A 14295-nucleotide genomic window follows, 5' to 3' on the forward strand; every position below is an offset into this window, starting at 1 on the left:
CTCCGCGCTGGACTTCCGCGCGTGATGCCAACGGCACAGAGCCTGAAGGTTCGCCACGTCGTGGTCATCGCCCGGAACGATGTGGTCCACCTCCGTGGCCGGTGCCGTGCACCGCGCCCCCGTGTCCCGCAGGACTCCCCGGCACTGGAAGCCATCACGCTTCGGTGCGCTGGCCGGGGCGGAGGGGGCATGCCCCACCTCTGTGGGGAGCAGATCACCTTCGGCTCCCGGTCAGTTCGTGTCGTTCCTCTTGGAACAGGTCAGCCATGTGGCCGACGCGGTAGCGGGCGTCCGCCACGTCCACGTCCGCCGCCTCCAGGCCCAGGGCGGGGGCTAGCGTGCGGATCTCATCCACGCTGCCGGAGTGCGGCGTCCACCCCGTTGCTAGGTGATTGGTCAGCGCCAGAGCCACACGGCCTGTGGCGTCGCTGCGGTGAGTCTGGCCCGTGAGCCAGGTGGCAAAGTTCATGTGCGCCTCCGCGGCGTCTCAGCGGCCCCGCGGAGCCGCGTGCGGAAGGCGGGGGCCCAGGTATGCCAGACCCCCGCCAGAAGGTGTGTCAGGCGCCGGGAAGCAGATCCTTGGCCTCCGCCGGGGACATATCCGCCGGTACCTCCAGAGCGCTGATCAGGCGACCCTCCGCCCGCTCCTTCAGTTCAATTCGTCGGAGCCTGGCCCGGTCCTGGCTGCGCGGGTGGTTGCGGGCCAGGATTTCCCGCTGCCACACCGGAGGGTCCGCCAGCAGTTCCTCACGGCTCATGGTCGCCCAACGGCCGGATGCCACAGGGTCGTTGGTGCCCAGGACGCGGTACAGCTTGGCCCATGTCTCATGCGCCTCGTAGAACCAGCCCAGTCGCTCCTTATCGATAGACGGGGCGTGCCCCTTCGGACCGCCTCCCAGGCCCAGGTCTGCGGTGACCTGACCCAGGCTGTTACTCACTCGAATCCAGGTGTTGAACGCGGTCTCGGCCGCCGTGACGGCCTCCAGCGCCTTGGCCTGGAGGCCGTCGAACTTGGTCAGCAGACGTTCCCGGGTCTCCTCAATGACACCGGTTTCCTTGAGGAGCTGGCGGTATTCATGCCGTGCGCTTTCGACCAGTTTCACGCGAGCTTCGCACTCCAAAAGTGCGTCCGCGCGCCGCGCCTCAATGTCCATGCGCTTGTATGCACCCTTGGGCTTCGGTCCCTCGCCTGAGAGGTAGGCATGGTGCTCCGCCAGTCGGCGCTTTTCCGCCTCTTCTCCCTCGTGCCCCGCCCGCTGCCAGTTGTCCAGGGCGTCCGATGCCTGGTCGTGCAGTTCCGTGACCTTGGCCCAGGCAGAGTGCACCCGTTCCGGCGCTTCCGGGAGGTGTTCCCGAACCGTCAGGTGATTGTAGAGGCGGCCATGCAGATGGCCGGACTTACGATCCAGCTCGTCCATTTTCCTCATGATTCATTTCTCCAGATGAGTTGAGATTGGTTTCCGGCTCAGGTGCTTGCCCGGGGCGAGATGCTTAGGAATTTGTTTGCTGATCCTCATGCCGCGTTGAGTAGATGGGCCGGAGGGCGGAGCGGGCATCGGGTTCGGCTATTCCGCCGTTGTTGTAGGCGTTGCACACAACGTCACCAAGGTCCCGGCAGGCTTCGCCCTGCAAGGCGGAGAACTTGGCGGCGAGGTCGCCGGAATCTGTGCGGTTTGCCAGCTCATGCGCATCGCCAAGAGCAGCGATGATCCGCCGTGAAAGGCGAATGCGGTTGAGGATCACGTGATCTCCATGGGATTTGGGCATATGAAAACCCCGTGCCCCGGAGTTCCGGGACGCAAGGGTGGTGGGCCGGTTGGTGCCCGGTCGCCGCCGGATGAGGCAAGCCCTAGAGACGCCTAGGGATTTCTACGTGAGGGTTAACTGGGGGGGCGTGACACCAGGGGGATGGCGCGGATACATCGCCCCCGGAATGGGGCGGCCGGCCGGGCTATTGCATATTTCCGCCAGCGCAATGCTGCTGCCTTTCCTGAGTGTCCCGTTGTCCCATCCTGTCCCGCCCCGCGCGGAGCTATCGGGCCTGGTTGAAAATGTCGGTCGCCGGGGGCGCCGACTCGGATTCCGGCTCCTCCGGTTCGTTGTCGTCCAGGGGAGGCAGAACGCGTTCCCACGCGTCGCGGAGGTCTTCCCAACGCCAGCCATATGTCCGTTCGCTGCCACTCCGGACGCGGACGGATTTCAATCCGTGTTCCCGCAGTAGGCGCCCCACGTCCTCCGGCCGCAATTCCTCTCGTCCGTCGAACCGGGAGAACGCCAAGGGGTCGAGGTCCAGTGCGGCCGTACAGGCGTCATTACGGCTGATGCTGGCTGTGAGCCTGCCCCGGCGCTCCAAGTCCCTGAAATGGGTTTGTAGCGCCGCCAGGAGACGCATGGAGGCGGAGCCTGTGGCGCTCCCGTCGCGTGATTCCTCTTGGGCCGCATCTAGCGCCGCCATGCAGCGTTCCTGCCAGTAATCTCCGGCGGTAGCCGCAACGGCCCACAGACACGACCAGATCTCATGGTCGCGACCGTCCACCTTGTCCCTGACTTCCGAAGCCAGGAGTTCAGCCAACAGCTTTTCCTTTTTGGTGAACCTGTGGGCCGTGTCCTTGGCCCACCGGGCCACGCTTTCTCGAACTTCGGCCAGTTCATCATCATGCGCCAACGGGAAATACGACTCCGGCCGTTCCTCCCGGCGAGCGCGCGTGGTGTGAATAACGAACGTGCGCGTCAGGAGGGCGTCAGGAAGACGAGCCGTCGCCAGTCCGGCGAACGCCACCGGGGCGAAACACGAGTACCGGATCACTTCCGTTTGCTTGTCCTTGTGTGCACGGTGTACCACCGCGCCGCGCTTGTATCCGGCGTTAAGGATGATGGTTAGGTCATCCTGGCTACCGGCTGAATTGGCGGAGTAGGTCCGATCCAGCTCATCAGGGAAGAGCACGATGGGGAAGGCGCCCAGTTCTCCCGACTCTTCCGCCGCCGCAATGAGTCGCAGCATGGCCGCCGACGACATCGAACCCACGTCCTGGCCATTGGCGACCAGCTTGGAAAGGATCTCCAGAGCGCGTGTCTTACCGGACCCGGGAGCGCCGGAAAAGATGCCGAGTCGTGGTGCAATGGGAAGTCCGGGGCACTGCGTCAGCAGGTGTGTGTAGGCCGTCCACAGAACCGCCACCGTGAAATGGTGCGGACTGGGGAACCATATGAACCGCCGTAGCGCCGCCTCAATGTCCGCCAATGCTTCCGCACCGGTCGGGATCGGTGGTTCTGCCTTTGCTTCTGTCTCTGCCAGCTTGTCCGCCTGGAAAGTCCACCCATCAATCTCGATGATGTCCGTCATGCGTCCACCGCCGGAACAAGGCGGTAAGAACGGCCCCGGTACGGAGTGGCGTCGAACACGCGCCTGCCCCGCAGCACGATGTCCGTACAGTGAGCGCCACGGGGGCCGTAATGGGTACTTGCGTCTGTGGCGGACCGCCCGGCACCGTGAATATGGATGCGGGGGCAGTAGGGGCACTCGACCCGATACGTCCACGGGTCGCCGGGAGCCTGTGGCTCTACCGGACGCGCGGGCGCGTCGGGTAGTTCTTCGGTGTGGCACATGCCGGGTTCCTCTCATTCAGCTCACGGTGCGTACCGCGCGCTAGCGTCATTCACAGAGACCCGTTACGCCTTGGGCCTCGTGGTGGCATCCACCGGGGCCCGTGACAACCGGGCGCCCAAAGGGTGTGCCGCCGCTGTGCGCATCTACCGGGGACCGTGACAGCCACGCAACCGCCGCGCGGGGCGGGACAGGACGGGACAGCGGGACAACGCAAAGGGCCCGTTCCTCCCAGAAGAAGGAACGGGCCCTGGGGCTCATTGGCGCCTTTTTAGTTACCGGTCGTCAGCCAAGACCATGGAGACGCCTATATCTGTCGGTTCGGGATCGCCAACCCACCAGAACCGGAATCGGTCTACAGAGGGCCGCACACCGGAGGTAGGGGCCTTGAACAGCCAAGCACGCTCTAGGACAAGGCCGAGGATTTCCCGGCGTTCGGCTAGGGGCCAGTTCTCCCATGCCTCCTCAAACAGCATCCAGTCCCGCAGGAAAGTGATATCTGCGGTCTGGCCACTTGGGAGGGCGGCCAACTCCTTTTCGTATTGCTCCAGTCGGTCGTTGCTGGCGTTGTACCTACTGCGGAAACGTGCCTCACCTCGGTTGCCCTTGAAGAGGCCGTTCAGCTTTTCGTCTTCCAGTCGGTCGAGGAACTGTTCCTCTTCTTGTATTCGGGCTTCCAGGTCCCGCCTGCGGGTGACTCGTTCGGGGTGTCGCAAGTCGGTCCAGCGTTCTGCAATGGCGAGCAGTGCCGGATGGTCATCATCCAACGCAGCCAGACGGGAAACCATTGCCTGAGTGACTATGCGGTCTGCGTAATCACCCTTCATGAGAGTTCCTGGGCACCGCCCGGCGAACTGCCGTCGTAGGCACCGGTAACGAGGCCAGGGCTTCCCGTTTCGGACCCAGTACGCGTCGTACGACTCTCGCGCTCCGCACTCGCCGCAGTGGAGGTAGTCAGACAGAAGGCCAGTTACAGCACGGCCGGTTTCTTTGGATCGAGATGCAGGGACGGCGGAGCGCTTCCAGTGCACTGGGACGCGTTTACCGAACAAGGCCCGGAGTCGAGTTGAGTCCGCCAGAGAGATGAGTTCCGGGGCGACGCGGACCATTTCACCTGACTCGGAATGGCGATATATCTCGCCTTTGTGAGGAAGGTATCCGGTGAGCACAACGCTAGTCACGAGCTGGCGCACGACCGGCCATGACCAAGAGTTAGGAGACTTCATTGGCTTCTCTCGAAGCTTTTGGGCCTTCAGTGGCTCGCCCTTGGCCTCCAACTGGGCAATGCGGATCTTGCGGCTTGCCCAGCGCGGGCAGTCGTAACCCTGGGCGTTCAGCCACGCCGCGATGGAGCGCAGCGACGCCGGTTCCTTTGTGTCCAAGAGCTTCTTCACTATGGCGCGTATGATCTCGGCCTCTTCCGGGTGAAGTTCCAGCTTCCGTTCCGGCGTGACCATGAAGCCGTAGGGGCGTGAGCCCATCCACCGGCCCGCGTCCCGCTCGTCCGCCCGTAGGTCAGTGACCCGGATAGACGTGTTCTTGGACTCCTTGTGCGCCTGGTGCGCCGCCAACGTGAGCTGGATTTCCCAGCCCTCGTTGTTGGAGTCGATACCGTCGGCAATCGAGATGAACCGGCACCCGGTCTCGTAGACAACCCGGATGATCTCGGATGCCTGAGGGATGCCCTGGCGGGTGGCACGGTCCACCTTGAAGACGATCAGCACGTCCGCCAGTCGCTGACGGAGCATGTCCAGGGCGGCGTCCCAGTCGGGACGCTCCACGTAGGTGTGGTAACCGCTCTTGTCCTCATCGGTGAAGACCTTCACGACCTCGGCGCCCAGGTCATCGGCCTTCGCTCGGCCTGCCTTCTCCTGCCTGGGGATGGACGTGGACGTGTCCGTCAGGTCCGAGATTCGGCAGTAGAGGATGGCGCGGAGCAACGCGCCCATAAGTTCTCGCGGTGACACTTTTTCTCCCATGGATACCCAAAGCAGACTAAGCCCGGCCTTCGGACCCGTGTTCGGTGGGTATCTGTGGGTGCACGAGATCGCCCACCACTTCGGGATCGACGACGAGCGGCTGCACGCGCTGGGGTACGGCTGACGGGCGGCGCGCATCGGGACGGGACGCGGTGGGGCTGTGCGGGCCGGGGCGGTCCGTCGGGGCGCGGGCCCCGGTGGGCGGCCGGTCGGGGCCGGGGCGCGGGGCCCGGTTCGCGGCATTCACGGCGTTCGGGGTGGTGCCGGTGGTGTCCGGGGCGGTGATCAGGGGCGGAAGAACCGGATCTCGTGCCCGCGGCGCGTGTCCTCCGGTGGTTGCCGGGAGTTGGGCAGGGCGTTCATCTCCGCAGTCTCCGCGCCCCGGATCCGGAGGTCCCGCCCGTGCGCCCGATCGCTTCCCCCCTTACCGGCCCGGCCCTGACCCGGCTGGCCGCCGCCGTGGCCGCCGCCTCCGCCCTGACCGCGTCGCTGAGCGGCTGCATGAGCGTGAGCGACGCGGAGCCGGCCCGGCCGTCGGGCTCGGCCGCGCGGCACGACGGCGGGCCCGAGCCGGACGGCGGCACGGTGACCGGGCGTACGGAGAACCCACGACGCCTGGGGCGCCCGGGCGGCGTCCACAGCGCGGAGGGGCACGCGGGGGCGCCCGCGAAGGGCCGCACGCCGTCGAAGGGCATGGCGGAGCCGGAGCCCGAGCCCGCGTCGGGTGACGCGCCCGGGCCCGAGCCGGCCGGACCGCCGGGTTCCGGTCCCGCGGCGCCCGCCCCGGCGCGGCCCGGCAGCAGCCGCCCCTCGACGCCCGCACAGCCGCCCCGTACGACTCCGACCGTGAAGCCGACGCCGAGCCCGAGCCCGGACCCGGAACCGAGTTCCCCCGCGCCGTCCCCGACGTCCGTGCCGCCCGGCCCCGCCAAGCCGGAGAGCTCGGGCTGACGGGACGGGCGGGACGGGCGGGACGGGCCGGGGCCGGGGCGCGATGTGCTGAGGCGGCGTGGCGGGGTGACGTAGCGAAGCGGAGACGGGGCCGTGGCCGGTGCTAACCGGGGGAGCGGGGTGCGCGAGGCGGGCCGATCACGGGCTGACCGGGCGGGGCTCCGGAGACGCGCGAGGCCGCCGGGGCAAACGGGGGTTCGGGCGGGCATTTGCCTTTCGGGGGCCGGGGTGAGTATGGTGGTAGATCGTTTGATCCCATTTGCCCGGCGCCTGATGAAGCGCCGTGTGGCGCGTTCTCTCCCTTGCCGTGGCTGACCGCATTGAGGCGGTCGTTTATGAAGTCTCACGGAGTTTGGGCGCGTGCCTGTGCCGAGACTCCGGAAGGTTTCGCATTTCGCATGTCTGTTTCCACTGATCAGTCCGTCCTGCCCGCGGCCGACGAGCAGGTCCTCCAGCAGGACCAGCCGCTGGACCAGGTGGTCGCCGGTACGGCGGCCGAGGTGACCGAGCCGGCCGCCCAGGACGAGGCCCCCGAGCCCGCCGAGGCCCCCGAGGCCGACGCCTCCGAGGCTCCCGAGGCCGAAGCCGCCGAGGACGCCGCCCCCGAGGTCACCTTCGCCGACCTCGGCCTGGACGAGAAGATCGTCCGCAAGCTGGCGCAGAACGGTGTCACCACCCCGTTCCCCATCCAGGCCGCGACCATCCCGGACGCCATCGCCGGGCGCGACATCCTCGGCCGCGGCCGCACCGGCTCCGGCAAGACCCTCTCCTTCGGTCTGCCGCTGCTGACCCGGCTGGCCGGCGGCCACACCGAGAAGAAGCGCCCGCGCGGCGTCATCCTCACCCCGACCCGTGAGCTGGCCATGCAGGTCAGCGACGCGCTGCAGCCGTACGGCGATGTCCTGGGCCTCAAGCTCAAGGTCGTCTGCGGCGGTACGTCCATGGGCAACCAGATCTACGCCCTGGAGCGCGGCGTCGACGTCCTCGTCGCCACCCCGGGCCGGCTGCGCGACATCATCAACCGCGGCGCCTGCTCGCTGGACGAGGTCGAGGTCGCCGTCCTGGACGAGGCCGACCAGATGGCCGACCTGGGCTTCCTGCCCGAGGTCACCGAGCTGCTCGACCTGGTGCCGTCCGGCGGCCAGCGGATGCTGTTCTCCGCCACGATGGAGAACGAGATCGGCACCCTGGTCAAGCGCTACCTGACCGACCCGGCGACCCACGAGGTCGACAGCGCCCAGGGCAACGTCACCACCATGACCCACCACGTCCTGGTCGTGAAGCCCAAGGACAAGGCGCCGGTCACCGCCGCCATCGCCGCCCGCAAGGGCCGCACCATCATCTTCGTGCGCACCCAGCTCGGCGCCGACCGCGTCGCCGAGCAGCTGTGCGACGCCGGTGTGCGCGCGGACGCGCTGCACGGCGGCATGACGCAGGGCGCGCGGACCCGCACGCTGGCCGACTTCAAGGACGGCTACGTCAACGTCCTGGTCGCCACCGACGTCGCCGCCCGCGGCATCCACGTGGACGGCATCGACCTGGTCCTGAACGTGGACCCGGCCGGCGACCACAAGGACTACCTGCACCGTTCCGGCCGTACCGCCCGTGCGGGCCAGTCCGGCACGGTCGTCTCGCTGGCCCTGCCGCACCAGCGCCGGCAGATCTTCCGCCTGATGGAGGACGCGGGCGTGGACGCCTCGCGCCACATCGTCGGCGGCGCCGGCGCCTTCGACGAGGACGTGGCCCGGATCACCGGCGCCCGTTCGCTCACCGAGGTGCAGGCCGACTCGGCGAACAACTCCGCCAAGCAGGCCGAGCGTGAGGCGCAGGAGCTCGCCCGCGAGCTGGAGCGGGCGCAGCGCCGGGCGGCCGAGCTGCGCGAGGAGGCCAACCGGCTGACCGCGCGTGCCGCGCGCGAGCGGGGCGAGGACCCGGCGGAGGCGCTGGCCGCCGCCGAGGCCGCCGTGGAGGAGGCCGCCGAGGCCGTCGTCCCGGCCCAGGCCGCTCCCGCGCCCGAGGCCGACGAGGCGCCGCGCCGCTCCTCGTACCGCGACGAGCGGGGCAACTACGAGCGCCGGGACCGCCGCGACAACGACCGGGGCGACCGTGGTGACCGTGGCGGTTTCCGTCGCGACGACCGGTCCGGTGGCGGCTTCAACCGCGACCGCCGGGACGACCGCGGTGACCGGGGCGACCGTGGTGGCTTCAACCGTGACCGCCGGGACGACCGCTCGGGCGGCGGCTTCCGCCGTGACGACCGGTCCGGTGGCGGCTTCAACCGCGACCGTCGCGACGACCGCGGTGACCGCGGTGGTGACCGTGGCGGCTTCCGCCGTGACGACCGCTCCGGCGGTGGCTTCAACCGTGACCGCCGCGACGACCGCTCCGGTGGCGGCTACAGCCGGGACCGCCGGGACGACCGCTCGGGCGGCGGCTTCAACCGCGACCGCGGCGACCGCCCGAACCGTTCCTTCAACCGTGACGACCGCTCCGGCGGGCGCCCGGGCGGCGGCTACCGCTCCGGTGGCGGCGACCGTCCGTACAACCGCGACCGCCGCGACGAGCGTCCCTCCTCGGGCGGCTACCGCTCGGGTGGCGGCGACCGTCCGTACGGCCGCCGCGACGACCACCGCGGCCACGGCACCGGCTCCTTCGGGCGCCGTGAGGACAAGCCGCGCTGGAAGCGCAACGGCTGACGCGGGGCGTGACGCCGGACGGCGTCGCCCACCGTGCCCGTGGGGCCCGCACCACACTTCCGTACATCGCTACGGGAGCCGGTGCGGGCCCCACGGCTCAACTGCGGCGTGTGTACGGCCCTTTAGCCGTGCGCCGCGCCGCGCACCGGGCCCGCCCGCCGCGCCCGCCCCGAAGCGGACGCATCCGCTCCGGCCCTCCGATGGCCAATGCCTTCGGGCTGCGGCGGGAACGCGGGCTATGCTGCTCGGTGCGGGCCATTAGCTCAATTGGCAGAGCAGTGGACTTTTAATCCATTGGTTCAGGGTTCGAGCCCCTGATGGCCCACCAGGCACGAGCCGGAGGCGAGCCCTCCGGCCCACCGACAGCGCCCCCGCCGGGAGACACCGGCCGGGGGCGCTGTCGTGTTCCCGGGGCCGGAAGCGGCGCCGGCCCGCGGTCCCGGTGACCCGTCCGGCCCAATCTGATTCGCCGCCCGGCGCGGCAGCGTAAAGCCTTGGGACGGCGACGGTGTTCGTACGGACGGGCGCGCGGGAGTGGGAGGCAGGCCGGTGCGGGTGCGTCGAGGCGGCAGGGTCCGTACGGGCGAACGGGAACGGTGGCGGCGCCGCTCCCGCATGTCGCCGTTCGGCCAGCGGGTCGTCTGCTGGCTGCCGCTGATCCTGCTGGTGGCGGGGCTGGTCTTCGACAGCGGCACGCCCGCCCGCTACACGGCCGCGCCGTTCTTCTCGGCGGCGCCGCTGGTGGCGGCGCCGCTGTACTCGCTGCGCAGTACGGCCGTGGTCGCGGCGACCGCCGTCGCCGCCGAGATCTGGGTCGTGACGTACCACGGAGGGCGGGACACCAATCAGTCCTTCACCGAGGGCCTGACCGTCCTGGTCGTCGCCGTCCTCGCGCTCGGCATCAACCGGGTCGTACGGATGAGCGACGCCCGGCTGGCCTCCGTACGGGATGTCGCGGAGGCGGCCCAGCGGGCCGTGCTGCCGACGCCCGCCGAGCGGATCGGCGGGCTGGCGGTCGCCGCGCGCTACGTGGCGGCGCAGGCGGACGCCCGGATCGGCGGCGACCTGTACGCGGTCCAGGACACCCCGCACGGCGTACGGCTGATCGTCGGCGATGTACGGGGCAAGGGTCTGGAGGCGGTGGAGGCGGCGGTGATCGTCATCGGGGCCTTCCGGGAGGCCGCCGAGCAGGAGGCCAGCCTGGAGGCGGTGGCGGGGCGGCTGGAGCGCGCGCTGCAACGCGAAGGCAGCCGGCGGGAGGGTCTCGACCAGTTCGAGGGGTTCACCACCGCCGTACTGGCGGAGCTTCCCTCGGATGAGCACGCGGCCCTGCGCGTCCTCAACCGCGGCCACCCGGCGCCACTGCTGCTGGCGCCCGACGGCGAGCTGTGCGAGCTGATGCCGAAGTCGCCCGCCCTGCCGCTCGGCATGAGCGAGGTGGCGGGCTGGCCGGACCGGGCGGACGAGACCTCCTTCCCGGCGGGCTCGATCCTGCTGCTCTTCACGGACGGCGTGACCGAGGCCCGCAACCGTGACGGCGTCTTCTACGAGCCGGTGCAGCGGCTGGGCGGCCGGGTCTGGTCCGGTGACGGGCCGGAGGCGCTGCTGGACGCGCTGGTGGCGGACGTGGCGGCGCACACGGGCGGGGAGACGGCGGACGATATGGCACTGCTGGCGGTGCAGCGGCCGGTGCGGGGGTGATGAGAGCGTCCGAGTGGCGCTGTGGCTCCGTGGTCGCTGTGGTTTCAGAGTCGTTGCGGCTTCGCGGCTGCTGTGGTTTCAGAGTCGTTGTGGCTTCGCGGCTGCTGTGGTTTCACAGCCACTGTCGATTTATAGCCACTGCACGCTCTGCCCGTGCTGGCCGGTCAGGGCGACCGGCCGCTCGTCCAGGGCCAGCGTCAGCAGCCGTTCCGTCGTCGGCAGGGGGTGCGCGAGCCGGGGCGTGGTGATCCACGGGAGGACGGAGTGGTGTTCGTTGGAGACCCAGTGCCCGGGACGGTCGCGCTCCTGGAGTACGGACCGTACGAGCCGGGCGAACTCCTCCCGGCGCTCCAGGGGGAGGTACGTCAGCACGGAGGTGTGGAAGACGATGAGCGTCGCCCCGGGCGGGGCCGCGGCCGCCAGTGCGGGCAGCGCGTCGATCAGGTCGCCGCGCGCCATACGGGGGCGCGGCGCGGACCGTACCGCTTCGATGGCGGCCCGCTGGCGTCGTACGCGCTCGTCGGTGGCGCCCGGCCAGATGAGCGCCTCCAGCCAGCGGACGTCGTCGGGGTCGGCCGGGTCGAGGGGGTTGAGGTCGATGCCCGCGCGCCAGGCGATCTCCGGGACGCGGTCGGGTACGGGGGTGCCCGGACCGGTACGGCAGGAGAGGACCGCCGTGCTGTCCGGCGCCCCGAACTCCGGCCGGTCGTCGTAGCGGTAGCGGTAGCGGTCCGGGTGCAGGCACAGGCCCGCCGACGCGCCGACCTCCAGGAGCGCCAGCGGCTGCGGGAGCCGGGCGAGGAGGGGCAGCAGGGCCGCGCAGCGGGCCGGCTCGTTGGTCTGCGTCCGGCGCCGCAGGATGACGGCGCTCACCTCGTCCCAGTGGCGCAGGGTCCACTCGCGCCAGCCGCGGTACGCCGCGTCGCCGCGCGGGCCGTGCTCCGCGTACGGGCCGTCGAGGTAGCGGACGGCGGCGAGCAGGAGGTTGGGCTGCTGTTTGTTGCCGGCGGGCAGCGAGCGCGCCAGGTGGGCACAGAACTCGGGGTCGTGGCCGATCCGCGCGGCCAGCTCCTCGTGGGCGTCGGACTGTCCGCGCGCCTGGTACCAGGCGAAGTCCACGTATCGATCCGCCAGTTCCCGCGCGCTGTTGACGACCATGATCAGACGTTACTGCGCTCACGCGACGTAATCGCCGGGCACCCTTGCGCATAACAACTCCCGCACAATCGTGGGATTCGGGTTTGAAGATCACCTGGCAACATGCCCCAGTTTGCGACTTACTGAGGCATAAGTCAGGGCCAAAGCCGTACCAAAGCGCCCACGGATTCGCCGGAACGCTTGGTGTCGGGCCGCGGAGTCTATTACAGTCCGATAACGGAGCGCGGTCGTCCCAGCCGTCGCAAGAGGCGGCACCGTGCGCCGACGCCGAATCCCGTCAGCAGGTTCACAACTGAATCACCGTTGGCTCACCGCTGGACCGGGCCTGCGCACCGGTGCCGTACCGGCGCGTGTCCTGGGAACCGGGCAACCACCACCTCGGGGTGTGCCGGACGGCCGCCGATCCGTACCCGTCGGAGGCCGTCCGTAGGAGACCTTCCTGCTCCGAACTTCCCAGCGTTCGAACGCTCTGGGGGCGGTCTCCGCTCTGGGGCCGTCTCCGCTCTGGGAGGGGCGGTCTCCCCAGTGCCGCACCGGGCCGGGAGGCGGCCCCACCGCTGACCCGGTAGGCGAGAGGAAGGAAAGGAGTGCGCCTCCGTGGCGTCCAACAGCCCTGACGGCTCCGTCCCCGAGGTTCCTTTCGGCGCCGCCGGCGTTCCCGGCCCGTTCGAGGCGTTCGACGCCGCCGTGGCGGGCGGGGCCGAGCCGGGCGCCGCCGCTGCCGCGGGGGTGTCCGCTGTGCCGACCGCCTCCGCCACGCCGGACGCCGCTGCTGCGCCGCATGCGTCCATCGCGTCGCCCGTCTCCGCCGTACCGTACGCATCCGCCACGTCGCACACCACCGGCATATCCGTCGTGCCCCAAGCCTCCTCCGACCCCGGTGCGTTCGACGTCGGCACGGTCGCTGCCGTCGGCACCTTCGAGGAGTGGAACCCCACCGAGGAGGACTCCGTACGGGCCGTACGGGGCAAGCACCGGGTCGTCGCCAAGCAGCGCAGCGGACTCGCCCGCAGCAGTACGGTCCTCGGCGTCGGCGTCGGCGTCATCGCGGCGGTCGGCGCCGGCGGCATGGCGTCGGCCGAGGAGAAGCCGCCGGCCCCGATATCCATGCCGGACCTCGGCGGACCGGCGGACGACCTCGCGGCCGAGCTGCCGGACGCCAGGTCCCTGCCGGGCATCGGCGACCTGATATCCGACGCCTCGGGGTCCGCTTCCTCCTCGGGGTCCGCGCATTCCTCGGGCTCCGCCGCCTCCTCCGGGACGACCACGGCCGCCCCCCTCACCCAGGCCGGGCTCACCGAGAGCGAGGCGGAGCAGGGCAGGGGCGCGGGCGATTCGCTGCGCGACCGTATCCTCCAGCAGGCCGAACGGCAGCGGAGCACCGCCGAGGAGGAAGAGCGCCAGGCCGCGGAGCAGGCCGCCGTGAAGCAGGCCGCACGGGATGCGGCGACGGGCCAGCAGGAGGCCGCGAAGGCCGCGAAGACCGCGGCGGCCAAGGAGGCCGCGGAGCGCGAAGCCCGTGGCGAGGCGGCGGAGGCGGCGCGCGCGAAGGCGGAGGCCGAACGCCGCGCCGAACAGGCCCGCAGTTGCGTCTCTCCGCTCACCTCCTACACCCTCACCGCCGGTTTCGGCCAGGCAGGCGACCGCTGGGTGGCCAACCACACCGGGCTGGACTTCGCCGCCCCCACCGGCACCCCGGTCAAGGCGATCCACGGTGGCACGATCACCCAGGCGGGCTGGGCCGGCGCGTACGGCTACCGCATCGTCCTGACCCTGGACGACGGCACGGAGCTGTGGTTCTGCCACCTCTCGTCGATCGTCCGGATCTCCGGCAAGGCCGCCGCCGGCGACGTCATCGGCCGGGTCGGCGCCACCGGCAACGTCACCGGTCCGCATCTGCACCTGGAGGTACGGCCGGGCGGGGGCATACCGGTCGACCCGAAGCCGTGGTTGGGGGAGCGCGGGCTGGAGGCCTGAGACGTCCGCGGGCAACTCGCGGCGTCCGGGGTGCTTGCGGCGTCCGTGGGCGCTTGCGGCACCGGCGGCGTCCGCCGCGTCTGCGCACCGGGAGCACCGGCAGCGTCCGCCGTACCGGCAGCGGCCACCGCATCCGCAGCGTCCGCCGCTACCGCAGGGTCCGCCGCACCCGCCGCACCCGCGGTGAGAGGGCAGCGGCCACGCGCCCCACCGCATTCACCCCACCCGG

The 14295-nt window shown here is 70.3% G+C and carries 10 protein-coding genes, 1 tRNA gene and 1 pseudogene; 6 read left to right on the forward strand and 6 right to left on the reverse strand.

Going from position 1 to position 14295, the window contains the following annotated elements; translation table 11 throughout:
• Positions 1-214: 214 nt before the first annotated feature.
• The 5 genes from ACH4FX_RS30085 to ACH4FX_RS30105 all read right to left on the reverse strand — a co-directional run bounded on the left by ACH4FX_RS30085 (position 215) and on the right by ACH4FX_RS30105 (position 5553).
• The gene (locus tag ACH4FX_RS30085; RefSeq protein ID WP_398484195.1) at positions 215-469 is read right to left on the reverse strand and encodes a hypothetical protein; all 255 of its coding nucleotides are present in this window, start codon (positions 467-469) and stop codon (positions 215-217) included.
• An 88-nt stretch (positions 470-557) separates the two neighbouring features.
• Complete coding sequence (locus ACH4FX_RS30090) at positions 558-1418, reverse strand: hypothetical protein (protein WP_398346496.1); 861 nt, start codon at positions 1416-1418, stop codon at positions 558-560.
• Positions 1419-1491: 73 nt separating this feature from the next.
• Positions 1492-1743: a hypothetical protein gene (locus ACH4FX_RS30095; RefSeq protein WP_398346495.1), complete on the reverse strand. Its 252-nt coding sequence runs from the start codon at positions 1741-1743 to the stop codon at positions 1492-1494.
• A gap of 289 nt (positions 1744-2032) precedes the next feature.
• Positions 2033-3343 carry a DUF3631 domain-containing protein gene (locus ACH4FX_RS30100; RefSeq protein WP_398346494.1) on the reverse strand — a complete coding sequence of 437 codons (1311 nt, stop codon included), beginning with the start codon at positions 3341-3343 and terminating at the stop codon, positions 2033-2035.
• A 536-nt stretch (positions 3344-3879) separates the two neighbouring features.
• The gene (locus ACH4FX_RS30105; protein WP_398346493.1) at positions 3880-5553 is read right to left on the reverse strand and encodes a recombinase family protein; all 1674 of its coding nucleotides are present in this window, start codon (positions 5551-5553) and stop codon (positions 3880-3882) included.
• Between the two features lie 88 nt (positions 5554-5641).
• Here ACH4FX_RS30105 and ACH4FX_RS30110 point away from each other — a divergent pair.
• The 5 genes and pseudogenes from ACH4FX_RS30110 to ACH4FX_RS30130 all read left to right on the forward strand — a co-directional run.
• A pseudogene (locus ACH4FX_RS30110) lies at positions 5642-5707 on the forward strand (metallopeptidase family protein); the annotation flags it as partial.
• 278 nt (positions 5708-5985) lie between these two features.
• The gene (locus ACH4FX_RS30115; protein WP_398484196.1) at positions 5986-6534 is read left to right on the forward strand and encodes a hypothetical protein; all 549 of its coding nucleotides are present in this window, start codon (positions 5986-5988) and stop codon (positions 6532-6534) included.
• A 398-nt stretch (positions 6535-6932) separates the two neighbouring features.
• Positions 6933-9230 carry a DEAD/DEAH box helicase gene (locus ACH4FX_RS30120; RefSeq protein WP_398484198.1) on the forward strand — a complete coding sequence of 766 codons (2298 nt, stop codon included), beginning with the start codon at positions 6933-6935 and terminating at the stop codon, positions 9228-9230.
• 252 nt (positions 9231-9482) lie between these two features.
• Positions 9483-9558, forward strand: a tRNA-Lys gene (locus tag ACH4FX_RS30125).
• A 287-nt stretch (positions 9559-9845) separates the two neighbouring features.
• Positions 9846-10931 carry a PP2C family protein-serine/threonine phosphatase gene (locus ACH4FX_RS30130; protein WP_398484250.1) on the forward strand — a complete coding sequence of 362 codons (1086 nt, stop codon included), beginning with the start codon at positions 9846-9848 and terminating at the stop codon, positions 10929-10931.
• 129 nt (positions 10932-11060) lie between these two features.
• On the opposite strand, the gene ACH4FX_RS30135 is transcribed toward ACH4FX_RS30130, so the two are convergent.
• A complete protein-coding gene (locus ACH4FX_RS30135; protein WP_398484200.1) occupies positions 11061-12089 on the reverse strand; it encodes a DUF2332 family protein in 1029 nt (342 codons plus the stop codon).
• Positions 12090-12686: 597 nt separating this feature from the next.
• Here ACH4FX_RS30135 and ACH4FX_RS30140 point away from each other — a divergent pair.
• Positions 12687-14066, forward strand: a complete 1380-nt coding sequence (locus tag ACH4FX_RS30140; protein ID WP_398484202.1) for a M23 family metallopeptidase — start codon at positions 12687-12689, stop codon at positions 14064-14066.
• Positions 14067-14295: the final 229 nt, after the last annotated feature.

Origin of the sequence: Streptomyces sp. NPDC018019 (assembly GCF_044327805.1) — a bacterium.
GTDB lineage: Bacteria > Actinomycetota > Actinomycetes > Streptomycetales > Streptomycetaceae > Streptomyces.

Excerpts from the sequence above, each read along its gene's own strand:
- ACH4FX_RS30085 (WP_398484195.1), bottom strand. The coding sequence starts at position 469 with ATGAACTTTGCCACCTGGCTCACGGGCCAGACTCACCGCAGCGACGCC.
- ACH4FX_RS30100 (WP_398346494.1), bottom strand. The coding sequence starts at position 3,343 with ATGACGGACATCATCGAGATTGATGGGTGGACTTTCCAGGCGGACAAG.
- ACH4FX_RS30135 (WP_398484200.1), bottom strand. The coding sequence starts at position 12,089 with ATGGTCGTCAACAGCGCGCGGGAACTGGCGGATCGATACGTGGACTTC.
- ACH4FX_RS30105 (WP_398346493.1), bottom strand. The coding sequence starts at position 5,553 with ATGGGCGCGTTGCTCCGCGCCATCCTCTACTGCCGAATCTCGGACCTG.
- ACH4FX_RS30090 (WP_398346496.1), bottom strand. The coding sequence starts at position 1,418 with ATGGACGAGCTGGATCGTAAGTCCGGCCATCTGCATGGCCGCCTCTAC.
- ACH4FX_RS30120 (WP_398484198.1), top strand. The coding sequence starts at position 6,933 with ATGTCTGTTTCCACTGATCAGTCCGTCCTGCCCGCGGCCGACGAGCAG.
- ACH4FX_RS30130 (WP_398484250.1), top strand. The coding sequence starts at position 9,846 with ATGTCGCCGTTCGGCCAGCGGGTCGTCTGCTGGCTGCCGCTGATCCTG.